This is a genomic window from Ruegeria sp. PrR005, assembly GCF_010500245.1.
In the GTDB taxonomy this organism is placed as follows: Bacteria; Pseudomonadota; Alphaproteobacteria; order Rhodobacterales; family Rhodobacteraceae; genus Ruegeria_B; species Ruegeria_B marisflavi.
Genome location: NZ_JAAGOX010000022.1, coordinates 159,341 through 181,378 on the forward strand (window position 1 = coordinate 159,341; position 22,038 = coordinate 181,378).

23 protein-coding genes are annotated in these 22,038 nt (G+C 61.2%); 11 read left to right on the forward strand and 12 right to left on the reverse strand.

The window, feature by feature from the left end:
* Window positions 1-35 precede the first annotated feature (35 nt).
* The 3 genes from G0P99_RS13320 to G0P99_RS13330 are packed head-to-tail and all read left to right on the forward strand — an operon-like array spanning window position 36 to window position 1,138.
* Window positions 36-365, forward strand: a complete 330-nt coding sequence (locus G0P99_RS13320; protein ID WP_164130578.1) for a helix-turn-helix transcriptional regulator — start codon at window positions 36-38, stop codon at window positions 363-365.
* Window positions 353-787, forward strand: coding sequence for an SRPBCC domain-containing protein (locus G0P99_RS13325; protein WP_164130580.1), 435 nt, complete (start codon window positions 353-355; stop codon window positions 785-787). The genes G0P99_RS13320 and G0P99_RS13325 overlap by 13 nt, the downstream gene beginning before the upstream one ends.
* Window positions 788-823: 36 nt before the next feature.
* Window positions 824-1,138: a YciI family protein gene (locus G0P99_RS13330; protein WP_164131158.1), complete on the forward strand. Its 315-nt coding sequence runs from the start codon at window positions 824-826 to the stop codon at window positions 1,136-1,138.
* A 6-nt stretch (window positions 1,139-1,144) separates the two neighbouring features.
* On the opposite strand, the gene G0P99_RS13335 is transcribed toward G0P99_RS13330, so the two are convergent.
* A complete protein-coding gene (locus G0P99_RS13335) occupies window positions 1,145-2,143 on the reverse strand; it encodes an asparaginase (protein WP_164130582.1) in 999 nt (332 codons plus the stop codon).
* 177 nt (window positions 2,144-2,320) lie between these two features.
* Between G0P99_RS13335 and G0P99_RS13340 the strand changes: the two genes are divergently transcribed.
* Window positions 2,321-2,857 carry an invasion associated locus B family protein gene (locus G0P99_RS13340; protein WP_164130584.1) on the forward strand — a complete coding sequence of 179 codons (537 nt, stop codon included), beginning with the start codon at window positions 2,321-2,323 and terminating at the stop codon, window positions 2,855-2,857.
* A gap of 100 nt (window positions 2,858-2,957) precedes the next feature.
* Entirely contained in the window at window positions 2,958-3,593 is a 636-nt protein-coding gene (locus G0P99_RS13345; protein ID WP_164130587.1) for a CoA pyrophosphatase, read from the forward strand.
* A 30-nt stretch (window positions 3,594-3,623) separates the two neighbouring features.
* On the opposite strand, the gene gyrB is transcribed toward G0P99_RS13345, so the two are convergent.
* Window positions 3,624-6,041, reverse strand: coding sequence for a DNA topoisomerase (ATP-hydrolyzing) subunit B (gene gyrB, locus G0P99_RS13350; protein ID WP_164130589.1), 2,418 nt, complete (start codon window positions 6,039-6,041; stop codon window positions 3,624-3,626).
* Window positions 6,042-6,126: 85 nt separating this feature from the next.
* Complete coding sequence (locus G0P99_RS13355) at window positions 6,127-6,720, reverse strand: NAD(P)H-dependent oxidoreductase (RefSeq protein ID WP_164130592.1); 594 nt, start codon at window positions 6,718-6,720, stop codon at window positions 6,127-6,129.
* A gap of 107 nt (window positions 6,721-6,827) precedes the next feature.
* On the opposite strand from G0P99_RS13355, the gene G0P99_RS13360 reads away from it, so the two are divergent.
* Complete coding sequence (locus G0P99_RS13360; protein ID WP_164130594.1) at window positions 6,828-7,415, forward strand: TetR/AcrR family transcriptional regulator; 588 nt, start codon at window positions 6,828-6,830, stop codon at window positions 7,413-7,415.
* Here the strand turns inward: G0P99_RS13360 and G0P99_RS13365 are convergent.
* The 3 genes from G0P99_RS13365 to dnaN all read right to left on the reverse strand — a co-directional run bounded on the left by G0P99_RS13365 (window position 7,408) and on the right by dnaN (window position 10,385).
* Window positions 7,408-8,028 carry a LysE family translocator gene (locus G0P99_RS13365; protein ID WP_164130596.1) on the reverse strand — a complete coding sequence of 207 codons (621 nt, stop codon included), beginning with the start codon at window positions 8,026-8,028 and terminating at the stop codon, window positions 7,408-7,410. The two genes, G0P99_RS13360 and G0P99_RS13365, sit on opposite strands and share 8 nt — an antisense overlap.
* Window positions 8,029-8,097: 69 nt before the next feature.
* A complete protein-coding gene (gene recF / locus G0P99_RS13370; protein WP_164130598.1) occupies window positions 8,098-9,222 on the reverse strand; it encodes a DNA replication/repair protein RecF in 1,125 nt (374 codons plus the stop codon).
* A 44-nt stretch (window positions 9,223-9,266) separates the two neighbouring features.
* A complete protein-coding gene (gene dnaN, locus G0P99_RS13375) occupies window positions 9,267-10,385 on the reverse strand; it encodes a DNA polymerase III subunit beta (RefSeq protein WP_164130600.1) in 1,119 nt (372 codons plus the stop codon).
* Between the two features lie 130 nt (window positions 10,386-10,515).
* Between dnaN and G0P99_RS13380 the strand changes: the two genes are divergently transcribed.
* Entirely contained in the window at window positions 10,516-11,463 is a 948-nt protein-coding gene (locus G0P99_RS13380; protein WP_164130603.1) for a phytanoyl-CoA dioxygenase family protein, read from the forward strand.
* A gap of 52 nt (window positions 11,464-11,515) precedes the next feature.
* Here the strand turns inward: G0P99_RS13380 and dnaA are convergent, their stop codons facing one another.
* The 5 genes from dnaA to G0P99_RS13405 all read right to left on the reverse strand — a co-directional run bounded on the left by dnaA (window position 11,516) and on the right by G0P99_RS13405 (window position 16,704).
* On the reverse strand, window positions 11,516-12,895 hold the full coding sequence (gene dnaA / locus G0P99_RS13385; protein WP_164130606.1) for a chromosomal replication initiator protein DnaA: 1,380 nt from the start codon (window positions 12,893-12,895) through the stop codon (window positions 11,516-11,518).
* Between the two features lie 547 nt (window positions 12,896-13,442).
* Window positions 13,443-13,706, reverse strand: coding sequence for a 30S ribosomal protein S20 (gene rpsT, locus G0P99_RS13390; RefSeq protein ID WP_164131160.1), 264 nt, complete (start codon window positions 13,704-13,706; stop codon window positions 13,443-13,445).
* 222 nt (window positions 13,707-13,928) lie between these two features.
* Window positions 13,929-14,705, reverse strand: coding sequence for an enoyl-CoA hydratase (locus G0P99_RS13395; protein ID WP_164130607.1), 777 nt, complete (start codon window positions 14,703-14,705; stop codon window positions 13,929-13,931).
* Window positions 14,706-14,771: 66 nt separating this feature from the next.
* Window positions 14,772-15,623 (reverse strand): bifunctional DNA-formamidopyrimidine glycosylase/DNA-(apurinic or apyrimidinic site) lyase, encoded by an 852-nt coding sequence (gene mutM, locus G0P99_RS13400; protein WP_164130609.1) that lies wholly within the window; start codon window positions 15,621-15,623, stop codon window positions 14,772-14,774.
* Window positions 15,601-16,704 carry a hypothetical protein gene (locus G0P99_RS13405; RefSeq protein WP_164130611.1) on the reverse strand — a complete coding sequence of 368 codons (1,104 nt, stop codon included), beginning with the start codon at window positions 16,702-16,704 and terminating at the stop codon, window positions 15,601-15,603. The genes mutM and G0P99_RS13405 overlap by 23 nt, the downstream gene beginning before the upstream one ends.
* A gap of 85 nt (window positions 16,705-16,789) precedes the next feature.
* Between G0P99_RS13405 and ubiE the strand changes: the two genes are divergently transcribed.
* The 3 genes from ubiE to G0P99_RS13420 are packed head-to-tail and all read left to right on the forward strand — an operon-like array spanning window position 16,790 to window position 20,100.
* Entirely contained in the window at window positions 16,790-17,542 is a 753-nt protein-coding gene (ubiE, locus tag G0P99_RS13410; protein WP_164130613.1) for a bifunctional demethylmenaquinone methyltransferase/2-methoxy-6-polyprenyl-1,4-benzoquinol methylase UbiE, read from the forward strand.
* A 3-nt stretch (window positions 17,543-17,545) separates the two neighbouring features.
* Complete coding sequence (gene ubiB / locus G0P99_RS13415; RefSeq protein ID WP_164130615.1) at window positions 17,546-19,075, forward strand: 2-polyprenylphenol 6-hydroxylase; 1,530 nt, start codon at window positions 17,546-17,548, stop codon at window positions 19,073-19,075.
* 38 nt (window positions 19,076-19,113) lie between these two features.
* Window positions 19,114-20,100: a 4Fe-4S dicluster domain-containing protein gene (locus G0P99_RS13420; protein ID WP_164130616.1), complete on the forward strand. Its 987-nt coding sequence runs from the start codon at window positions 19,114-19,116 to the stop codon at window positions 20,098-20,100.
* A gap of 69 nt (window positions 20,101-20,169) precedes the next feature.
* On the opposite strand, the gene G0P99_RS13425 is transcribed toward G0P99_RS13420, so the two are convergent.
* Window positions 20,170-21,345 carry an acetyl-CoA C-acyltransferase family protein gene (locus tag G0P99_RS13425; RefSeq protein ID WP_164130618.1) on the reverse strand — a complete coding sequence of 392 codons (1,176 nt, stop codon included), beginning with the start codon at window positions 21,343-21,345 and terminating at the stop codon, window positions 20,170-20,172.
* 123 nt (window positions 21,346-21,468) lie between these two features.
* Between G0P99_RS13425 and G0P99_RS13430 the strand changes: the two genes are divergently transcribed.
* Window positions 21,469-22,035: a helix-turn-helix domain-containing protein gene (locus G0P99_RS13430; protein ID WP_164130620.1), complete on the forward strand. Its 567-nt coding sequence runs from the start codon at window positions 21,469-21,471 to the stop codon at window positions 22,033-22,035.
* Window positions 22,036-22,038: the final 3 nt, after the last annotated feature.

Here is a 22,038-nt window from a genome sequence, read left to right on the forward strand (position 1 = left end):
TTGCATTTTTAACGTAAATGTTAAACAATGCGGTCATGACCCAGCTTCTGGCCGCCTTCTCGGCTTTGTCCGACCCGACCCGTTTCGCCATCGTCGAGCAACTGATGGCCGAGGGCGAATTGCCCGCCGGTGACCTGGTCGAGGGCAAGGGCATGTCGGGGGCCGCCGTGTCGCGGCATCTGAAGTTGCTGCGCCAGGCCGGGCTGGTCCACCAGCGCATCAATGGCACCCAGCGGCTCTATTCCGTGGCGCCCGAGGGGCTGCGCGCGATTGCCGACTGGACAATCTCGAAACGCACCTTCTGGGAGGGCAGCCTGGACCGGCTGGCCGCCGCAATCGAAAGTGACAAGACATGGCCGACCTGAGACTGGAACGCGAATTCGCCGTCACCCCCGAGGCCCTGTTCGCCTGGGTCAGCGATGGTGCGAAACTGCTGCAATGGTGGGGGCCCGAGGGGCTGCATGTACCCGCCGACCAACACGACCTCGATTTCACCCGTTTGGGGCCGTGGTTCTCGGTCATGGTGAATGGCGCAGGCGACCGCTACAAGGTCTCGGGCCAGGTCACCCATGTGAAACCGCCACATTCGGTTGGCTTCACCTGGGGTTGGCATGACGATGACGACCGGCGCGGGGCGGAAAGCCATGTGATGTTCATCGTCGAAGCCTGCGCCAAGGGTGCGCGGCTGATCCTGGATCACCGCGAATTGGGCGATGACGAGATGAGCCTGCGCCATGAAGAGGGCTGGACCTCGTCGCTGTGCAAGCTTGCGGCGGAACTCGCCTGACCCCGATGTTTCATGACCAAAGGAAAGGAACGCGACATGCCTGATTTCATCTTTGCCTATCACGGCGGCAAGACGCCGGAAACGCCCGAGGAAGGGGCCGAGGTCATGGCCGCATGGCAGGCCTGGTTCGGCGCCATGGGCGATGCGGTCGTGATCCCCGGCAACCCGGTTGGCCAGTCCAAGACGGTCAGCGCCGCAGGCGTGGCCGACGATGGCGGTGCAAACCCGCTCTCGGGCTACACCGTGGTGCGCGCCGCCGATATCGGTGCAGCCACCGACATGGCCAAGGGTTGCCCGATGGTGGTGTCGGGCAACGGCACCGTCGAGGTGGCCGAGATCATCGAGATGTGATCGGCGTCAGAACCGCAGCTCGGCTGTGGCGCGGATGCTGCCGCAGTCGATGCCGCGCCGGTTCAGAATGGGTGCGTCCAGACGCTTGCGCGTGGCTGGATTACCCGGATCAAGGACGCCAAGACTGACCAAAATCGCAGCAATCGCGCATTCGCTGGCCCGCGTGCTGCCGTCGGCGATCTTTACGGCAATCCCCAGTTGCGTCTCTGGCAGGATTGCAACGAACACCGCTTCGGCCCCTGTCTTGATCGCCGCCCGCCCGTTCATGGCGCGCATCAGCTCGGTGCAGGCCCGGCCTTCACCCGCGACCAGTTCGGGGTGTTTCATCATCGCAGCGGTAAGGTCGGCGGCCGCCTGGCTCTGCCTGTCCGAGCGGGTCGAGGCGGAAGCAAACCATGCCATGGCGCGCGCCAGTCCTTTGAGCGAGGTTGCAAAGTTTGGCGCGGAACACCCGTCGATGCCGTATCCGGGGCTGTCTTCGCCGGTCACGTCCTCGAACGCGGCCAGGCAGGATTGCTGAACCGGGTGATCGATGTCGATGTATTCCGGCCCGGCCCCCAGATGCTGGTTGAGCGTCAGAAAGCCCGAGTGCTTGCCCGAACAGTTGTTGTGCATCTGACAGGGTTTTTCGTGGGCGCGGATCAACCGTTCATGCTCGGGCCGGTCATCGGGGTCTTGCGGCCCACATCGCAGATCGGCATCACCCAGGCCCAGTTGGCCCAGCCAACGGTCAACCCGTTCGGTGTGGATCGCGGCGCCGTTATGAGAGGCACAGGCTAGGGCGAGCTGTTCACTGCCCAGCCCGTATTTGGCGGCCGCACCCGAGGACAAGAGCGGCAGGGCCTGAATCATCTTGCTGGACGAGCGCGGGTACATCACCAGATCAGGATCGCCCCAACTGCGCACCACCTTTCCGGCGCTGTCGCAAATCACCGCGTGGCCCAGGTGCAGGCTTTCCAGAATGGACCCCCGCCAAACTTCGACCATTGGAACTGGTTGAATCATGATGTTCTCCGCCAAATTGTGCGCGAAATCTCGCCAATCGCCCTTTCGTCCGTGGCGAATTCTGCGTTAATGTGTCTATGTCGGCAATCAAGGGAATGCGCAAGGCAGACGGATCGGCAAAGCTCCGCAAAGCGTTCTTTTGGAATTGAGGTAAAGGTCAGCTGGAGGGCTGAACAGATGGGATCGAAACTTGTCCGCGGAATTGCGGGCCTGTGTCTGGCCGGGACGGCTGCAACCACCGCAATCGCACAGCAAGGCGAAAGCTCTAACAGAGTTGCGTCCAAGACGGACTGGAGCGTCTTTGTCGAAGACAACCCGACCGAATGCTGGAGCGTTTCGGCGCCCAAGGAAACCGTCAATACCCGTGGTGGAAGCGTCGTATCCGTGCGGCGCAGCGACATCCTTCTGATGGTCTTTTATCGACCCAAGGCCGGAGTGAACGGGCAGGTCACGTTTACTGGCGGTTATCCATTTGCACCCGGCTCGACCGTCAACCTGAACGTCAGTGGCACGGAATTCGAACTGATCACCGAAGGCGAATGGGCTTGGCCGGCAACAGCTGCTGACGACGCCAAGATCGTTGCAGTGATGAAGCGTGGGTCCGAGGCGACCTTGACAGCGCGTTCGGCACGCGGAACCCAGACCAAGGACACTTTCTCTTTGTTGGGGTTCACGGCTGCGGTTGAGGATGCGGAAAAACGCTGCGGCGGCTGACGATACTTGGTTGGCTGCATTCCTCTCGTTTGCCTTGAACACTTTTAGATGGGGGGAGTAGGGTTCCGTTGACCCGTGAACCCAAGGAGTGGAACGCCTCTTGCAGCCCTATTTGTTCGGCCCCGACCTGCTGTCTCGGCTTCAGGCCAATCTTGGATGTTTCGCTGACCAGATGATCCAGCGATCTGGATTGCGCGATGCCGCCGTTGCAATCGTGGTAACCGAGCACAAAGACACAGGCGAAGCCTGTGTTCTCATGACATTGCGGCCCCCACGATTGAATCGCCATGGCGGCCAGTATGCCTTGCCCGGTGGCCGTCTGGATGACGGCGAATCCGAAACAGAGGCCGCGTTGAGAGAGTTGCGTGAGGAACTGGGGCTCGACCTGGGGCAGGATGACGTCCTGGGTCGACTGGACCAGTTTCCGACCCGATCCGGGTTTCGGATGTCACCGGTCGTGATGTGGGCCTCTGGCGATGTGGAGTTGCGCCCAGACCCTTCGGAGGTGGCACAGGTGTTCCACCTACCTCTGCGTGAACTCGACAGCCCGGACATCCCAAGGCTTCAGAAAAGCGAAAACAGTGAACACCCTGTACTATCAGCCTTTTTTCCGACTTTGGGCCACTACATGTATGCCCCCACAGCCGCTATTCTCTACCAGTTTCGCGAGATAGCGCTGCGGGGGAAGACAACCCGGGTTTCGCATTTCGACCAACCGGCCTTTGCCTGGAAATAGGTGCAAGCCAGAAGTGCGAAACCCATATTGTCAGAAATCCAGGTTCTCCACGTTGAGCGCATTCGTCTGGATGAATTCGCGCCGCGGTTCGACTGAATCCCCCATCAGCTTCGTGAAGATGTCGTCTGCCTCGACCATGTCGTCGACCCGCACCTGAAGCAATGTCCGCGCGTCAGGATCAAGAGTCGTTTCCCACAACTGATCCGGGTTCATCTCGCCCAGGCCCTTGTAGCGTTGCAGGGAAAGCCCCTTTTCCCCTTCTTCCAGGATCGCTTTGAGCAAAGTCAGCGGGCCATGGATCGCCTGGGTCCGGTCGCGCCGCACCAGTGTTGCGGGCTGGGTATAGATCTCTTGCAGGCTCTTGGTGAAACTGCCGGTCTTGCGCGCCTCGCCCGAGCGCAGCATCGGGCCATCCAGCGTTCGCACCTCTTCGACGCCGCGCAAGATGCGGGCCAGCCGGATGCCGTGATCCTGCGTAATCCGGCCCAGCCAGCCACGCTCATACTCCAGCGCGATCAGATCAAGCCGCGCGGCGACCTTGTCGGCCACCCCTTGCAGGTCGGCATCCACGGCTCCGGCGACAAAGGCACCGGCGACGGCGGCCTGTTCCAGGATGTGGCGGGGATAATGGGTCGGAAAGGCATCGAGCACGCGCTTGAGTTGCCGCGCCTCATCCACCACGCGGGCCAGATCCTGGCCCACGAGTTCTTCGCCATGCTCCAGCTTCAGCACCGCTCCCTCGACACCCTGCTGGATCAGATAGTCATCCAGCGCCGCCTGATCCTTGAGATAGACCTCGGACTTGCCGCGCGCGACCTTATACAGCGGCGGCTGTGCGATGTAGAGGTAACCGCCCTCGATCAGCTCGGGCATCTGCCGGTAGAAGAAGGTGAGCAGCAAGGTGCGGATATGGGCGCCGTCGACGTCGGCGTCGGTCATGATGACGATCTTGTGGTAACGCAACTTGTCTATGTTGAACTCGTCCCGCCCGATGCCGGTACCCAGAGCCATCACCAGGTTGCCGATTTCCTGACTGCTGAGCATCCGGTCGAACCGCGCCCGCTCCACGTTCAGGATCTTGCCCCGCAGGGGCAACACTGCCTGGGTGCGCCGGTCACGTCCGGTCTGGGCCGAGCCACCGGCGCTGTCACCCTCGACCAGGAACACTTCGGTTTTCGACGGATCTTTTTCCGAACAATCCTTGAGCTTGCCGGCCAGGTAATTGACATCCATCGCCGTCTTGCGTCGGGTCAGCTCCCGCGCCTTGCGCGCGGCTTCGCGGGCCAGCGCCGCCTCGATGATCTTCCCGACGATCTGCTTGGCCACGTTTGGGTTCTCTTCGAACCACTCAGCCAGTTTCTCGTTCACCAGGTTCTCGACCGCCGGGCGCACCTCGGAGGAGACCAGCTTGTCCTTGGTCTGGGACGAGAATTTGGGATCGGGCACCTTGACCGACAGGACGCAGGTCAACCCCTCGCGCGCGTCGTCACCGGTGAAGTTGATCTTTTCCCGCTTCGCGATGCCGCTGGACTGGGCATAGTTGTTGATGGTCCGGGTCAGTGCGCCGCGAAAGCCCGCCACATGGGTACCACCATCGCGCTGCGGGATGTTGTTGGTAAAGGGCAGCACCGTCTCGTGATAGCTGTCGTTCCACCACATCGCGATTTCCACGCCAATATCGTCGCGCTCGCCCTTGATGTAGATCGGAGCGGGCATCACGGGTGATTTCGACCGGTCCAGGTATTTGACGAACTCACGCACGCCACCTTCGTAAAACAATTCGGTCTCCAGCCGTTCCGCTGGGCGCTCGTCGATCAGGATGATGCGCACGCCCGAGTTGAGGAAGGCCAGCTCCCGAAGGCGCTTTTCCAGGATCTCGAACACATAATCGAGATTGGAAAATGTGGTGGTCGAGGCCAGAAAGCGGACTTCGGTTCCGGTGCGATCCCCACAATCGCCCACCACCCGCAGGTGTTCGACTGTATCGCCACGCTCGAATCGGGCAAAATGCTCTTTGCCCTTCCGCCAGATCCTCAGTTCCAGCCAGTCGGACAGCGCATTGACGACGGAAACGCCCACGCCGTGCAGGCCGCCCGACACCTTGTACGAGTTGCTGTCGAATTTGCCGCCAGCGTGCAGCTGGGTCATGATGACCTCGGCCGCTGAAACGCCTTCTTCGGCGTGGATATCAACGGGAATGCCCCGCCCGTTATCTGTCACCGAAACGCTGCTGTCGGCATGGATTTTGACGGTAACGTGGTCGGCATGGCCAGCCAGGGCCTCGTCGATGCCGTTGTCGACAACCTCATACACCATGTGATGCAGGCCCGAGCCATCGTCAGTGTCACCGATATACATCCCGGGGCGCTTGCGAACTGCTTCCAACCCCTTGAGAACCTTGATGGAATCAGCGCCATATTCTTGTGTGTTCTGCTCGGTTTCGGACATTCGCGCCTTCCTTCGGATTTTTGTGATTTTATACGAAACGCGGGGGGGAATGTCACGGGTCGCCCCCTGTTTTTCGTCATTTGTTTCAGGCTGACCTAGCCCCCAATCGCGCGGCCTGTTCCAGCCATTTTTCGACCAGAGAGCCATCTGCATGGGTGGCGGGCGCAAAGGTGGTGTATCGCGCGGGCTTTATCCCGACGAAACCCAGGATCTGGCGGCTGAGGATCTTCTTGATTGCGTTGGAGTAGAACAATCGCAGAAGCGTGGCAGGGGTGTCCGATGTCATCAAGATACGCGCGGTCCGTCCCTTGAGCAGCGGCGCGGGGACGCCCATGAAATTGGTGTTGCGGGTGTCAAAGGCTCGCCCCGGTAGCAGCGCGCGGTCGAACAGACCTTTCAGTTTTGCAGGGATTGCACCCCACCAAAGTGGTGTTGCAAGAACCACATGCTCGGCCCATTCCAGATCGGCCAGAAAAGCCTCCAACTCGGGCTCCAGCGGCTTGGTGTTCTTATAGCCACCCTCGCCGTAGTCCATGTCGAACCGCATCTGAGACAGATCGTGATAGCGCACCTGGTGGCCACCCTGGCGTGCCGCGCCCGCATAGGCTTCGCTTAGCGATTTCGACAGCGACGACTGGCCCGGATGGCCGTTGAGTACAATGATTTTTCGTGTGGACATTTACGTGTTTCCTCTGCAAAAATGACCATGGTCAATTTACATATACAGAAATTGACCATGGTCAATATGTATTTTTGACCTTGGTCAATTTATTTGAAAGGACAGCCATGACCCGCCCACCGCAGAAACGCCGCGTGGAAACCCGCGCCCGCCTTTTGGCCGAGGCATCTCGGCTGATCGAGGCCCAGGGATATGCCGGGCTGCGGGTCGAAGATGTGGTCGAGGCGGCAGGCGTCGCCAAGGGCACGCTGTTTGCCCATTTCCGCGACAAGGACGGATTGCTGGCCGTCCTGATCGGCGTCGAGGTGATGCATCTGATCGACGGGATGGAGACCGCCACTCCACCCCAAGATCTGCCGCAACTGATGGAACGTCTGGAGCCCCTGCTGGACTTTGTGGCCAGCGACCGGGTGATCTTTGACCTGCTGTTGCGTTATTCCGGCTCGACCGGGGCCGAGCGGGACGAGGTCGTGGCCGAGGGGTTCTATCGCCAGATCGACCTCTGGGCGGGTTGGATCGCGGGTATGCAGGCGGCAGGCACCGTGCGGGGGGATCATCCGCCTGCCCTGCTGGCCGAGGGCATTCAGGCATTCCTCAACCAGGTCATCGCGATCCGTTTTTGTCAGGGCGAACAGGCCACCGGCACACCCGCCGAGGCCCTATACCCCTTTCTGGCGGCCTGGCTGGTCACGTAAAAGGCAGGATCAGCCCAACGACGATCAACATGCCGCCTGCCGTCAGATTCATCCGTCTGAGCGCCCGGGGCGAGCTTAGCACCCGTCGCACCCGATCGACAAAGGCCGCCAGCATCAGATTGCCTACCAGCGGCACAACCTGAGACACCGCCACGATGGCAACGATATCGGCGGTGGTGACGTTGGCCAGATCAAAGAAACCGGGCAATATTCCCATGTAGAACAGTACCGCCTTCGGGTTGCCGAGGATCACCACCAGCCCCGCCAGAAACCCGGCCCAGATGCCGGGCCGGGTCAAGCGACTGTCGCTGGCGATGGTTCGGTCTGCATTGCGGATGGTGATGACGCCGATAGACACAAACACGATGACCGCGACGAACTTCAAGACCAGCGCAATCTGCGTCGATGCAGCGGTAATCCAGCCGATACCGAGAATGGCCAGTACGGGCCAAAGGCTGTCGCCAACAACCACACCCAGCGTAAGTGGCCAGGCAGCATGAAATCCACCAGACAGCGTGCGCGCGGTTAGGGCTAGCCAGACCGGGCCGGGGGTCAGAAAGAGAATAAAAACCGCCCCCGCGTATAGCATCAGATCAAGTGCGGATAGTGTCATGCAGTGCGATCCTGGTCTATGTTTCGGTTTTTTTTCTGGGTGGCGCAAAGCGCGTTCTTTGACGAGCGGTCAGATGGAGGGCACGACCTCCACATTGGACGCTCCAGCGACCTCTGTGATGTTCAGGTACTGCGCTCGACTGCCAAGTTCCGCAAACAGTTCCGGCCCGGTGCCGGTCATCCAGGCCTGTGCGCCAAGCGCGCAGATTTCCTCGTAAAGAGACGCCCTGCGACCGGCATCGAGATGAGCGGCGACCTCGTCCAGCAACAGGATCAAAGGAGCCCCAGAGGTTTGCGCCAATGCGCGGGCATTGGACAGGATCAGCGAAACCAAGAGCGCCTTCTGCTCACCGGTTGAACAGTCGCTGGCGGGCACGCCCTTTGCCGCGTAGACACCGAACAGATCGCTGCGATGCGGCCCGACCAGAGTGCGGCCGGCCGCCAGATCGCGAAACCTGCTTTCCGCCAGTGCCTCCCGCAAATCTGCCTCATGCTCCGGCATGGCTCCTTCGGTCTGGACCAGTTCCAGCTCTGCCGCGGGAAAGGCGGTCTCGGCATCAGCTTGCGCGGCCTGCAACGACGCCAATGCGGCCTGACGTGCCGAATGGATGCGATGCCCTGCCGACGCCATTTGCGCCTCGAGCGCGCCATACCAATGGGTGTCGCGCATCTGTTCCCTCAAGAGCCGGTTCCGCTCGCGCATGGCCTTTTCGTAAACCAGTACGGTCTCGGCATGGCTTGGGTCAAAGCTCATGGTCATCCGGTCGAGAAATCGCCGCCGACCGTCCGGCCCTTCGGTCCATAGCCTGTCCATTGCGGGGACAAGCCAGACCATGCGTACGAGACGACCCAGGGCAACCTGGCTTGCCGGCTTGCCGTCGATACGAACCAGTCTGGAGGCACCTTCCTCCGACCAGGTTTCAATTTCGTGCGACTGTTCCTGAGATCGCAACTCTGCCGACAGCTTCCACCCCGGCGCACCGGGGCGACGGGTCATGTCCGCAGCACTTGCCCGTCTGATTCCCCGGCCCGGCGAAAACATCGAGACCGCTTCCAGAATGTTGGTCTTGCCTGCGCCATTGGGCCCAAAGATCGCCACGGGGCGGCCATCGAAGTTCAGGCGCGCCAGTTGGTGCGAGCGGAAATGCGAAATCGTCAAGCGAGTCAGGGCCAGCACCAGGACCCCTCCCTTCATCTATTCAAAGATACGCCCAACGGTCGTTCAAAACGCAGGCGGCGTCAGACACGCATCGGCATGACGACATAGACCGCGCTTTGATCATTGCCTTCGCGCATCAGGGTCGGGTCGCCGGACGAGTTGAACAGGAACACCGCATTCTCGCGATCCACCTGGCTGGCGATTTCCAGCAGGTATTTGGCGTTAAAGCCGATTTCCAGCCGTTCATCGTTATAGGCAACGGCCAGCTCTTCTTCGGCGGCACCGCTGTCCGGGGCGTTCACCGACAGCACCAGCTTGTCGTTTTCCAGTTGCAGCTTGACCGCGCGGGACCGTTCCGAACTGACGGTTGCGACCCGGTCGACAGCCTTGGCGAATTCCGCTGCATCCACCTCAAGCCGCCGTGAATTGGCTTGCGGGATCACCCGCGTATAGTCGGGGAAGGTTCCGTCGATCACCTTGGATGTCAGCGTGATATCCGGCGTCGCGAAACGTACCTTGGTCTCGCTCACCGATACGGCGATATCCATCTCGTCGTCGTCGAGCAGCTTGCGCAGTTCACCGACCGTTTTGCGGGGAACGATTACGCCGGGCATGTCTACCGCACCGGCAGGCAGGTCGGCATCGACCCGCGCCAGACGGTGGCCATCGGTTGCAACACAGCGAAGTACCTTGCCGTCCGGGCCATCTGACACATGCATGTAGACGCCGTTGAGATAATAGCGCGTCTCCTCGGTCGAAATCGCGAATTTCGACTTGTCGAACAGCCGGCGCAGCACGGCGGCATTGGCGGCAAAGTTCGACTGATACTCGGACGAGGCCATGACGGGGAAGTCTTCGCGCGGCAGGGTGGCCAGCGAGAAATTCGAGCGCCCGGCGTCAACTGTCAGACGGCCTGCGGCCACGTCCGCCGTCAGGGTCACCAGCGCGCCGTCCGGCAGTTTCCGAACGATTTCGTGCAGGGTCGTGGCTGCAACAGTGGTTGCGCCCGCCCGCTCGACCATAGCTGGGGCCTTGTCGACCACTTCGATATCCAGATCCGTGGCGCGGAACTGAACACTATCGCCTTCGGCCTCGATCAGAACATTGGCCAGGATCGGGATTGTGTTCCGCCTTTCGACGACAGACTGGGCCTGTGCCACGGCTTTCAGCAGAGCGCCGCGTTCGATGCTGATCTTCATATCCCTTCATCCTCCGAGTAGGCCGGGAAGGGCAAACTAACGGTTTCCCCCTTCGACACAAGGCTTTTTATGGATTTCTCGGGTGTATCGGGAAGGGCGTCAAGGGGGCGAGGACATCTGGGGCACCGATATGGCGCGGATGCAATTGTTTGACGCCAGGAACAGTGCCATTGTGCACGTGTTTAGGGAGGGCACGACCGTGATTTCTCAAACCCAGGCCCGGGCAGCCGCAGAACAGTACCGCGAAGAAGGATACGCTTTGGTCCGTCAGTTCATCGACGGCGAGGAAGTGGTCCGTCTGCGTGAAGAGACCCGGCGGATCTATGAAGAGGGCATGAATCATCCCTCCACATGGCGCCACGGGAACTTGTGCTTTGAAATCCTGCCAGAGGCCGATTTCGGGGCCAGATACGTGATCCAGGCCTATTGGATGAGCTGGATATCGGAATATTTCGAGAGGTTTCGCCGGTCGGACGCCTATTTGACGCTTCTCGGGCCCGTTCTTGGCGAGAGCATCAAGCAGGTGGCGCAACAGATTCACTGGAAGCCACCGGGGTCACGGTTGAATGGCTATCGCTTTCACCAGGATCTGCGGTTCCGGGAAGCCCGGGATGCTTACCGCGATATTGCTGGATCGACAGTCAACACCGGTCTGGCAATTGATCCAGCAACTCGAGAGAACGGTTGCCTTCAGGTGATCCCCGGTTCCCAAAAATTGGGATATCTGGGGCTGTCGGACGACAGCGAAGGCGGGCAGATCATGAAAGGTTTGACCGCCGAAGATGAGTTGCGCGCCAAGGGGCTAGATCCCGACACCATCGTCTGGCTTGAGCAGGAACCCGGCGACATCGCGCTGTGGGGCCTGCTGACGGTGCATGGATCCTTGCCGAACATGTCGGACCAGGATCGGGCCTTTGCGATTTCCAGCTATGTGCGTGCCGAGAATTCCGACCGTGGCGAATGGGCGTTTCGCGACGGTGTTTCCGTCCCGCTCGGGACAGAGCCGCAGCTATGCAAATACGAGGCGCTGCATGACCGGCCCGAACCGCATTACGTAGAAACCAAATGGTACACTTGATGAGTTCCCCGGGTCGGGGTTTCGGGACGGCAATTGCCGTCCCGTAAGGGTGTCACGCCTCCAGCGCCCGGCGCAGCATTTCCACGTCTTCGGCGATTTGGCCATCGACCATCTTCAGCTCTTCGATACGCTTCACGCCATGCATCACGGTGGTGTGGTCACGGCCCCCGAAACGGCGACCGATCTCGGGCAGCGACCGGCTGGTCAGCTGTTTGCACAGATACATGGCGACCTGCCGTGGCCGTGCATAAGAGCGCAGACGCTTGGGCCCGATGATGTCGCTGAGGCGGATGTTGTAGTAGTCGGACACCTTCCGCTGGATTTCTTCGACGGTGATCTTGCGCTCCGAGGCGCGAAGAACGTCGGCCAGACAATCCTGGGTCAGTTCCATATCGATTTCGCGACCAACCAGCGACGCAAAGGCAAAGAGCCGCGTTAGCGCGCCTTCGAGTACGCGGACATTGGTCGAAATCCGGTGGGCCAGAAACTCCAGAACCCCATCGGCGATCACCAGCTCGGGGTAGTTGGCGCGATACATCTGAACCTTGGTTTGCAGGATGCCAAGGCGCAGTTCATAGTCGGTCGGGTGCAGGTCAACCACCAGACCGCATTGCAGACGGGATTTCACCCGATCTTCGAGATCCTTGATCTCGCCCGGCGCCCGGTCAGCGGAAATGATAATCTGCTTGTTCTGGTCCACCAACGCATTGAACGTGTGAAAGAATTCTTCCTGCGTGCTGTCCTTGCCGGCGATGAATTGAACGTCATCCACCATGAGAACGTCCACTGACCGGAAGAGGTGCTTGAAGTCCATCATGCGGCGTTCCCGCAGGGCTTGTACAAAGCGGTACATGAACTGTTCGGCGGACAGATAGAGCACGTTGAGATCCGGGCGCCTTGTCTTCAGCTCCCAGGCAATCGCGTGCATAAGGTGCGTCTTGCCCAAACCGACACCACCGTACAGAACCAGGGGATTGAATGTGACCGGGCCACCTTCGGAGACACGGCGTGCCGCGGCATGGGCCAACTCGTTCGGCTTGCCCACGACAAAACTGTCAAACGTAAAGCGCGGATCGAGTGGGGCCGCTTGCAGGGCATCCATCGGGTCGGCGGCTTCCGCCACGCGGGCGCTTGGCATGTCGTTGTTTGCAGGGCGTGCCGTTGCACTTCGCATGGGGCGAACGGGTGAATTGGCCGCGACGCGGAATGCGAGGCGCTGAACCGCTTCGCCAGAGTGGTTCAGTTCGTACAAAATCAGGTCAGAGAAATTCTGGCTGACATAGTTCCCCATGAAATTGGTCGGAACGGAGAAAACGGCAACGCCATCCTCAAGAGCCTGGAACTCGAGCGGTTCGATCCAGGTCGTATAGTTGTTCTGCCCCACTGTCTTAAGCAATTTCTGACAGAGTTGTCCCCATTTTTCTTGTGTCATTAATGCCTCACGCGTCCCGTTCAATGGCCTTTTCAGCCTTATTGCCCATCCATAGTTGGGCCGGAGATTCCCGGCCCGGATTCACTTTTGGCATGGGAACAGCATGCCGCGCCGTGAGACACGGTGCGCGTTGCCCATCCGGGCAACTACAATGAACACGTGTATAGCCCCCATAGACCCAACCAAGGTCCCACAGGCACTAAATACACCGTTCAATACACACTTCAGACAGGGCGGATCGCCGGGCAGCCCGGTTACCGCGAGGATCGAGAGGCCAATCAGAACGCTCTCAACTTTTCTTACGCCTGCTTCGTTAATCGGTCGAAGCCATCGTAAGATGCCTGTCCCCCCAAGCGAGTGAATCGCTGGGACAGTGGTAGCAATTTGGCCTGCGGAGCGGCAACGAAACTATGATGTTGACTCGGGATTCCGCGCCAAAGAATCTCTTTCCCCGCGCCAGAGAGGATTCAATGCAACACGACGAAAAAAGGCGTTGCCCAAGCAACGCCTTCTTCTGAAAACAGATTTTCTGGATTCGAAATTCGGATCAGGCCATCGCTTTGACGCGGGCCGACAGGCGCGACATCTTGCGAGACGCGGTGTTCTTGTGGAACACGCCTTTGGTGACGCCGCGCATCAGTTCCGGCTGAGCGACGCGCAGAGCGGTTGCCGCTGCATCCTTGTCGCCCGAAGCGATCGCTTCTTCGACTTTGCGCAGGTAGGTGCGGATCCGCGAACGGCGGGCTTTGTTGATTGCGAAACGTTTTTCGTTTTGGCGGGCGCGTTTAGCAGCCTGGGGCGAATTAGCCATTTTGTACGTACCTCGGATCGGGTTGTGTTCGTTTTGTACACGCATGGCACGCCCGAACCGGATTTGGTACCGGTCTGATTCTAGCCTAAGCGGGCCCCACGCGCATGTATGACGGCGGCATCTATCGGATGCGGCAGAAAAAGCCAAGCCCAATCTGCCCGGAATCGAAATCAGGCGGGAATGACCCCGCCTGACCCATGCAAGTGATTCCCTTACGCAACGTCATTTGTCGCGGAATTGAGCCGCGCGTTTTTCCAGGAAGGCGGCCATGCCTTCCTTTTGATCCTCGGTTGCGAACATCGAATGGAACACCCGGCGTTCGAACAGCAGCCCCTCGCTCAGCGTGGTCTCGTAGGAACGGTTGACCGCCTCCTTGACCGCAAAGGCGGTGATCATCGACTTCTCGGCGATCTTCTGGGCCGCGCTCAGCGCCTCCTCGATCAGCTTCTTGGCCGGGACGACACGGCTGACCAGTCCGGCGCGCTCGGCCTCTTCGGCATCCATGAACCGTCCGGTCAGGTTCAGGTCCATCGACTTGGACTTGCCGACAAACCGGGTCAGACGCTGAGTGCCGCCGATACCGGCAATCACGCCCAGATTGATCTCGGGCTGGCCGAACTTGGCGGTGTCCGCTGCGATGATGAAATCGCACAGCATCGCCAGTTCACAACCACCGCCCAGAGCATAGCCCGCCACGGCCGCGATGATCGGCTTGCGGATCGCCGAGATCCGGTCGTTGGCATCCGCAAACAGGTTCTCGTCGAACACTTCGACAAAGGTCTTTTGCGACATCTCGCGAATGTCGGCACCGGCGGCAAAGGCCTTTTCGCTACCGGTGATGACAATGCAGCGGACCTTGTCGTTGGAATCGGCTTCTTCCAAAGCGGCGCACAACTCTCCCACCAGTTGGGAATTGAGTGCATTCAGCGCATCCGGACGGTTCAGCCGGATGAGGGCTACGTGGGTGTCCACTTCGACGATGATCGTCTCAAAGGCCATGGGGCTTTCGCTCTCGCTTGTTCCGTTTCGGGACGATTCCTTATCACGGGGGCACGATGGTTCAAGTTATCTTTGGCATTGCACACAATAGAAAGACGATCTTCCCGATTGGGTGATTCTCTTGATCGACCCCGAGCATGAGGGGCGCCGACAGGGTTCGCCCTCGCGTCCGTACACATCGAAGCTGTGCTGAAAATATCCAAGTTCTCCATCAGCTTGCCGGAAATCCCGCAGCGAGGAACCGCCCGCCTCGATGGCCTCGGACAGGACCTGTCGGATGATCGGAACCAGGGCGCCGACACGGGGGGGCGCGATCTGTCCGGCCTTGCGGCGCGGCGACACACCGGCCCGAAACAATGTTTCACAGACATAGATATTGCCCAGCCCCGCGACGATTCCCTGATCGAGCAGGGCGGATTTGACCGGGGTGTTCTTGCCCTTGAATGCGGCGATCAGGTGGTTTTCGTGGAAATCGTTGCCCAGCGGTTCGGGCCCCAGCACCATCAACAGCTTGTGATCTTCGGCGGTCGCGGTCGGCATCAGGTCCATCGCACCGAACCGGCGCGGGTCGTTGAAGGTGATGCGCGCGCCATTGTCCATGTGAAACACCACATGGTCATGTTTCTGCGCCGCCGGGTGGGTGTGCACGAATTGCCCAAGCGGATCGCCCGACACGGTCATCCGGCCCGACATGCCCAGATGGATGAGCAGCGTCTCGCCTCCCGACAGATCGGCCAGGATGTATTTCGACCGCCGCCGCAGGCGTTCCACCCGCTGGCCTGTCAGCCGCTCGGTCATGCGATCGGGGAAAGGCCAGCGCAGGTCGGGCCGGTTGACCTCGGCCCGGGCGATCACCGCGCCCTCCATCGCGGGGGCAAGACCCCGGCGAACGGTTTCAACTTCGGGGAGTTCGGGCATCGTTCAACCTGCTTTCTGCAAAGGCAATCAAATCATCGGCCCCTTTCAGGCGGTGGTGGATCTTGAGTTTCAGGTTTCCCGAGAAGCCCAGAACGCGAGATGCTGTATCCTCGTGGTCCAGCTCCAAGGATTGCAAATCTGCCCACGGCGTCAAAATGCTTCGCTTCCAACGATCAAAATGGACAAGGTACTGCTCATCCCACAAATAATGCGGCCCTTTCATCAGCCAAGCGAAGTACAGCAGGTAAAGCCCGGCGCCTGTAGTGAGCACGAGCCAAACCGCATTTGCCGCCGTCATACGCCCCGAAACTGCGAAACTGTTATTCCAGAACACATAGCCCGTCACCCCGATCATGGACATCACCAGCAACAACAGGAGAATCCGCGTCGGCGTCCGCGTTGTCACTTTGCCCTTGGTTCGGGCAGTGCCGCTCGTTTTCGGCAGTTGAACCCGGGCTATCTTTTCTTGCGCAAATTCAACCAGTTCGCCCGCCGCCTCGTGGTAGGTTCCAAACACCGATAACTTTTTCCTGTCAGCGAAGTGGAATGTTACCCGACCGTCCTGAAATCCATGTTCGATACGTCTGAGGTCACTCCAAGGCGACTTGTTCCAACCAAACACGCCCCGATACTTGATTTCCTCGGCGTTCCATATCTGCCGTGAACGCCACGCCCATGCCGCGCAAAACGAGAACAAAGCGGTTACACTGAATGCGGTTAAACTGAGTAATGTAAACGCCGAACCGCCCGACGTTGACCGGACTTGGTCGAACGCACCGGCAAACAACAACGTTACGAGCAGCATTAGGCCTGCCCAGGCTCCCAAGATTATGGGCAGGCCAATCCGGTAGCCTGCCATGCGATCATTGTTTGGCAGCAAACGGCTTCCCTCGCGTCCCGTCTGCGCGATGCGAAACAAAAGCCAAAGTAAGGACAGTGATACGAACAGCGGGATAATGCTGTCGATCGGTTCGAGCCATTTCCCCAGTGCATCACTTATGCCCGAGCGAAAGACTACGATCACGGCAAACACAACAAGCGAGCATAGGAAGAACACGCCCGGTACAAGTAGCTTCTTCATCCGATCTCCGTGCTTCAAAATGGTCCAATTGTCTTCCCGGCCCGGGTGCCTATAAGAGGGGGCGGTATTCGCAGAGGCAAGACCCATGTCCGACAGATCCGACAAGACCACCCATTTCGGCTTTGAAACCGTGCCCGAGCATGAAAAGGCGGGCCGGGTGCGGGGCGTGTTTGGGTCGGTCGCCTCGAAATACGATGTCATGAATGATGTGATGTCGATGGGCATCCACCGGGTCTGGAAAGACGCGATGATGGACTGGCTGGCGCCGCGCCCGGGCCAGCGGCTCTTGGATGTGGCGGGGGGAACCGGAGACATTTCATTCCGGTTTCTGAAACGCGCGGGCCATGGCCATGCCACCGTTCTGGACCTGACCGAGCCAATGCTGATCGAGGGCCGCAAACGGGCCGAGGCAGACCGCATGGCCGACAGTCTCGACTGGGTGGTGGGCGACGCCATGGCGCTGCCGTTCGAGGATAACACGTTCGACGTCTACACCATCTCTTTCGGCATCCGGAATGTGACCCGCCCGCAAGAGGCGCTGAACGAGGCTTACCGCGTGCTGCGCCCCGGTGGACGCCTGATGGTGCTTGAGTTCAGCCAGTTGCCCAATGACGGGCTGCAAAAACTCTACGATCTTTACAGTTTCAACGTCATTCCGCGCATGGGTCAGCTGATCGCAAACGACCGTGACAGCTATCAGTACCTGGTGGAATCGATCCGCAAGTTCCCCGATCAGGAAACGTTCCTGGACATGGTCAGGGCGGCGGGTTTCGGCAATGCCAAGTACCGCAACCTGAGCATGGGCATCGCCGCGCTGCATTCCGGCTGGAAGATCTGATCCATGCGCGGCCCCCACAATATCATCCGCCTGATCCGCACGGGCGCCACGCTTGAGCGAAACGGCGCCATGGGCGCGGTGCTGGATGCGTTCGACGCGCCGCGCCCGCTGCGCATTCTGGCCCGCGCGCTGGGCAAGCCGTTCCAATGGCTGGGCTTCAAGGGCGACCCCAGCCTGCCGCCCGCTACCCGCGCGCTGATGGCGATGGGTCCGGCCTATATCAAGTTCGGTCAGGTGCTTTCGACCCGGCCCGACGTGGTGGGCCAGGATCTGGCCGACCAGTTGCGCGTGTTGCAGGACCAGCTGCCACCCTTTCCCCGCGCCACCGCCATGCGCGAGGTGGAGCGGGAACTGGGCCGCCCGCTGCCCGAAATGTTCAGCGAGTTCAGCGAGCCGATAGCGGCGGCATCCATCGCCCAGGTGCACCGGGCGCGTCTGGCCGACAGCGGCGAGGATGTGGCGGTCAAGGTGCTGCGCCCCGGCATCGAGCGTGCCTTTCGCAAGGATGTGGACGCGTTCTATTTCGCCGCCCGCATCGTCGACCTGTTTGCCCCCGGTGCCCGCCGCCTGCGCCCGATGGAGGTGATCGAGCATTTCGACGGCGTGGTGCGCGGAGAGTTGGATCTGCGGCTGGAAAGCGCCGCCGCCTCGGAATTTGCCGACAATACCAAGGGGGATGCCGGGTTCCGCCTGCCGCCGGTACGCTGGTCGCTGTCGGCGCGGCGGGTGATGACGCTGGGCTGGGCCGATGGCGTGCCGCTGGGTGACAATGCCGCGCTGGACGCCGCCGGGCATAACCGCCGCGATCTGGGCGAACGGGTGCTGCGCCTGTTCCTGCTGCACGCGCTGCGCGATGGCTATTTCCACGCCGACATGCATCAGGGCAACCTGAAAGTCGCCGCCGATGGCGAAATCATCGCCTATGACTTCGGCATCATGGGCCATATCGACGAATACACCCGCCGGGTCTATGCCGAGATCCTGTTCGGCTTTATCCGCCGCGATTACAAACGCGTGGCCGAGGTGCATTTCGAGGCCGGTTACGTGCCCGCAACCCAGGATGTCGACGAATTCGCCCGCGCCTTGCGCGCCGTCGGTGAGCCGATCTTTGGCATGGATGCGACCCATATCTCAATGGGCCGGCTGCTGAGCTATCTGTTCGAGGTCACCGAACGTTTCGGTATGGAAACCCGGACCGAGCTGATCCTGCTGCAACGTACCATGGTCGTGGTCGAGGGCGTGGCGCGTTCGCTCGACCCGCATATCAACATCTGGGAGGTGGCCCGCCCGGTGGTCGAGGATTACATCAAGCAATCCATCGGCCCGCGCGCGGTGCTGGCCGATCTGGGCAAGACGGCGCTGGTGGTGGCCCGCTTTGGCCCGCGCCTGCCCGATCTGGTCGAACGGGCGCTGGTGGCACAATCGCAACCGGGGCTGGACGAGAAGCCGGGTCGCAGCGCCGCGTTCTGGCCCGCCCTGGGTGGCGCGCTGATCGGTGGCGGAGTGGTGCTGCTGGCCAACCTGTTCATGTGAACGGGTGACAGGCGCGGCCTTCGTGCTAGGCTGCGCCCATGGCTCGCACCAATCCACATCGCCCCTTTACCCCCGATCCCGAACAGGCCGCCCTTGCGCCCGGGATCAGCGGCAACGACATCAATGGGCTGGGCGAAACAGCGTTTCGCCGCCCGCGCATGGTCTATTGGGCACCCGATCCGGGCGACATCCCGCACGGGCCGCTGCAACACTATTTCTACCGGCAATCGGCAAAAGAACCTGACTTTGCCACTAGACGCGCTGCGCGACAGGCGGTGCTGGACGCGCCGCTGCCTTCCCTCGCCGAAACCGCCGTCATTCGCGCGCCCGCGGATTGGACTGCCGCGCTGACGCAGTTCGTGGACAGCGGCGCCTGTGACCTGACCGGTGTCGCCGAGATGACCTCTGACTGGGTCTTCGAAGGGCACGAGATCCCTCAATCCCGTGTCATCATGATCGGCGTGGGTCATGATTTTGACGCCATAGCCACCGCGCCCCGGCCAAGCGCAGGGCTAGAGGTGATGACGCAATACAGTCGCGCCGCTCAGGCCGCCAAGATCATCGCCGGATGGCTGCGGGTGCAGGGGTGGGAGGCCGAGCCCCTGACCGGTCCGATGACCGGCGCTCTGGCGATGATCCCACCGGCGCTGGCCTGCGGCTTTGGCGAGTTGGGCAAGCACGGGTCGATCATTAACCCCGACCTCGGTGCCTCGTTCCGCCTGTCGGCGGTGCTGACGGATGCGCCCTTTGCCCCGACCCCGGCGCAGGATCACGGCATCGACGCTTTTTGCGCAAACTGCCGCATCTGTCAGGACGCCTGCCCGCCCGAGGCGCTGTTTGCCGACAAGCAGACCGTGCGCGGCGCCCGCAAATGGTATGTCGATTTCGACAAATGCCTGCCCTTCTTCAACCAGACCCATGGCTGCGCCATCTGCATCGCCGAATGCCCCTGGTCGCGCCCGGGCGTTGGCCCGAATCTGGCTGCGAAACTGGCCCGCAAACGGAACAGGGACGCGACCGGCTGATCGCGCCCCTGCTTCTTTCTGGTCTGAAATACTCCGGGGGTCTGGGGGCAGCGCCCCCAGCCTTTCCGCTCAGAGCAGCTCGATGGCGATGGCGATGCCCTGGCCACCACCGATGCACATGGTGATCAGACCCTTGGACCCGCCGATGCGCTCCAGTTCATAAAGTGTTTTCAGCGTGATGATGGCGCCGGTCGCGCCGACCGGGTGGCCCAGCGCAATCGCGCCGCCATTGGGGTTCACCTTGGCCGCATCCAGGCCCAGTTCCTTGTTCACCGCCAATGCCTGCGCGGCAAAGGCCTCGTTCGATTCGATCACGTCGAAATCGCCGATGCTCAACCCGGTGCGCGCCAGCAGGTTCTGCACCGCAGGCACCGGGCCGATGCCCATCACCTCGGGGCGGACACCGGCATGGGCATAGCCCAGAATGCGCGCCTTGGGTTTCAGCCCGGCCTTTTCGGCCGCATCCGCCGTGGCCAGCACCATCGCCGCCGCACCGTCGTTGATGCCGCTGGCGTTGCCTGCGGTGACCCGGCCATCCTTCTTGAACACCGGCTTCAATCCGGCCAGCGCCTCGACCGAGGTTGCCTTGGGATGCTCGTCGACCTTGAAATCGACCATGTCACGCTTGACCTTGACCTGGACCGGCGTGATCTGGCCGTCGAAATAGCCCGCCGCGACCGCCGCCGCCGCGCGCTCCTGCGAGGTCATGGCGAACTGGTCCATTTGTTCGCGGCTGATCTGGTGCTCGTCGGCGACATTTTCAGCAGTCACGCCCATATGGCCGGTGCCAAAGGGGCAGCTCAGTGCGCCCACCATCATGTCGAGCGATTTGACATCGCCCATTTTGGCGCCCCAGCGGGCCTGGGTCATGATGAACGGGCTGCGCGACATGCTTTCGGCACCACCGGCGACGGCGAATTCCGCATCGCCCAGCATCAGCGACTGCACCGCCGAGACGATGGCCTGCGCGCCGGACCCGCACAGGCGGTTCACGTTCATGGCAGGCGTTCCGTTCGGGATGCCCGCCTGCATGGCGGCAACCCGGCTCAGGTACATGTCGCGCGGCTCGGTGTTGATCACGTGGCCGAACACCACATGGCCGATCTGGCCGCCTTCGACGCCCGAACGTTCCAGCGCTGCCTCGGTCACCACTGTGGCCAGGTCGATGGGCGCGGTCGAGGCGAGTGCCCCGCCAAAAGTACCGATGGCGGTGCGGGCACCATCGAGAATCACGATGTCAGTCATGTTGTCCTCCTCAGGGTTTGGCGCATTATGCAGGTGCAGCATGATTCGTCTCCTGAGACGTGCCGTCGCGCCCCAAGCGGCCCGGAATTGACAAATCCCGGCTGTGAGCGCAGAGAATCCGTCATGACGGACGAAGCCGACGATATCCTGAACCTTCTGCCCGCGCGCCTGAAAGAGGCGCGGCGCGCGCAGGGCCTGTCGCTGGAAGCGGTTGCGAACCTGAGTGGTGTCTCCCGCTCGATGGTCAGCCAGATCGAGCGGGGCGAGAGCAGCCCGACCATTGCGACCCTGTGGAACCTGACCCGCGCGTTGCAGGTCGATTTCGCGGGTCTGCTGGAAACCTCGGAGAGCGCCGACCAGATCGACACGCTGCGCGCGGCGCAGGTGCCCAGCATCGACAACATGGGGCAGGGCTGCCGGATCCGCATCCTGTCGCCGCCCGAGGATGCCGGTGGGCACGAGGTCTATGATATCGCCTTTCGCCCGGGTGGGGCATTGGTCAGCCAGCCGCATGGCCGCGGCACCCGCGAACAGCTGACCGTGCTCGAAGGTGCGGTCAGGGTGACGTCGGGCACCGCCGTTCAGGATCTTGGGCCCGGCGACACCGCGCGCTATGCCGCCGATATCGTCCATTCGATCACCGCGACGTCAGACGGGGCGCGGGTGTTCCTGATCGTCAAGTCGGCCTGAGCC

What these genes read in the sequence shown, in the direction of transcription:
- recF (WP_164130598.1), bottom strand. Translation starts at nt 9,222, where the DNA reads ATGAAGGGAGGGGTCCTGGTGCTGGCCCTGACTCGCTTGACGATTTCG.
- G0P99_RS13380 (WP_164130603.1), top strand. Translation starts at nt 10,516, where the DNA reads ATGGCGCGGATGCAATTGTTTGACGCCAGGAACAGTGCCATTGTGCAC.
- G0P99_RS13335 (WP_164130582.1), bottom strand. Translation starts at nt 2,143, where the DNA reads ATGATTCAACCAGTTCCAATGGTCGAAGTTTGGCGGGGGTCCATTCTG.
- G0P99_RS13330 (WP_164131158.1), top strand. Translation starts at nt 824, where the DNA reads ATGCCTGATTTCATCTTTGCCTATCACGGCGGCAAGACGCCGGAAACG.
- G0P99_RS13420 (WP_164130616.1), top strand. Translation starts at nt 19,114, where the DNA reads ATGGCTCGCACCAATCCACATCGCCCCTTTACCCCCGATCCCGAACAG.
- G0P99_RS13340 (WP_164130584.1), top strand. Translation starts at nt 2,321, where the DNA reads ATGGGATCGAAACTTGTCCGCGGAATTGCGGGCCTGTGTCTGGCCGGG.
- G0P99_RS13365 (WP_164130596.1), bottom strand. Translation starts at nt 8,028, where the DNA reads ATGACACTATCCGCACTTGATCTGATGCTATACGCGGGGGCGGTTTTT.
- rpsT (WP_164131160.1), bottom strand. Translation starts at nt 13,706, where the DNA reads ATGGCTAATTCGCCCCAGGCTGCTAAACGCGCCCGCCAAAACGAAAAA.
- gyrB (WP_164130589.1), bottom strand. Translation starts at nt 6,041, where the DNA reads ATGTCCGAAACCGAGCAGAACACACAAGAATATGGCGCTGATTCCATC.
- G0P99_RS13395 (WP_164130607.1), bottom strand. Translation starts at nt 14,705, where the DNA reads ATGGCCTTTGAGACGATCATCGTCGAAGTGGACACCCACGTAGCCCTC.
- G0P99_RS13325 (WP_164130580.1), top strand. Translation starts at nt 353, where the DNA reads ATGGCCGACCTGAGACTGGAACGCGAATTCGCCGTCACCCCCGAGGCC.
- G0P99_RS13355 (WP_164130592.1), bottom strand. Translation starts at nt 6,720, where the DNA reads ATGTCCACACGAAAAATCATTGTACTCAACGGCCATCCGGGCCAGTCG.
- ubiE (WP_164130613.1), top strand. Translation starts at nt 16,790, where the DNA reads ATGTCCGACAGATCCGACAAGACCACCCATTTCGGCTTTGAAACCGTG.
- G0P99_RS13360 (WP_164130594.1), top strand. Translation starts at nt 6,828, where the DNA reads ATGACCCGCCCACCGCAGAAACGCCGCGTGGAAACCCGCGCCCGCCTT.
- G0P99_RS13425 (WP_164130618.1), bottom strand. Translation starts at nt 21,345, where the DNA reads ATGACTGACATCGTGATTCTCGATGGTGCCCGCACCGCCATCGGTACT.
- G0P99_RS13320 (WP_164130578.1), top strand. Translation starts at nt 36, where the DNA reads ATGACCCAGCTTCTGGCCGCCTTCTCGGCTTTGTCCGACCCGACCCGT.
- G0P99_RS13430 (WP_164130620.1), top strand. Translation starts at nt 21,469, where the DNA reads ATGACGGACGAAGCCGACGATATCCTGAACCTTCTGCCCGCGCGCCTG.
- G0P99_RS13405 (WP_164130611.1), bottom strand. Translation starts at nt 16,704, where the DNA reads ATGAAGAAGCTACTTGTACCGGGCGTGTTCTTCCTATGCTCGCTTGTT.
- ubiB (WP_164130615.1), top strand. Translation starts at nt 17,546, where the DNA reads ATGCGCGGCCCCCACAATATCATCCGCCTGATCCGCACGGGCGCCACG.
- dnaA (WP_164130606.1), bottom strand. Translation starts at nt 12,895, where the DNA reads ATGACACAAGAAAAATGGGGACAACTCTGTCAGAAATTGCTTAAGACA.
- mutM (WP_164130609.1), bottom strand. Translation starts at nt 15,623, where the DNA reads ATGCCCGAACTCCCCGAAGTTGAAACCGTTCGCCGGGGTCTTGCCCCC.
- dnaN (WP_164130600.1), bottom strand. Translation starts at nt 10,385, where the DNA reads ATGAAGATCAGCATCGAACGCGGCGCTCTGCTGAAAGCCGTGGCACAG.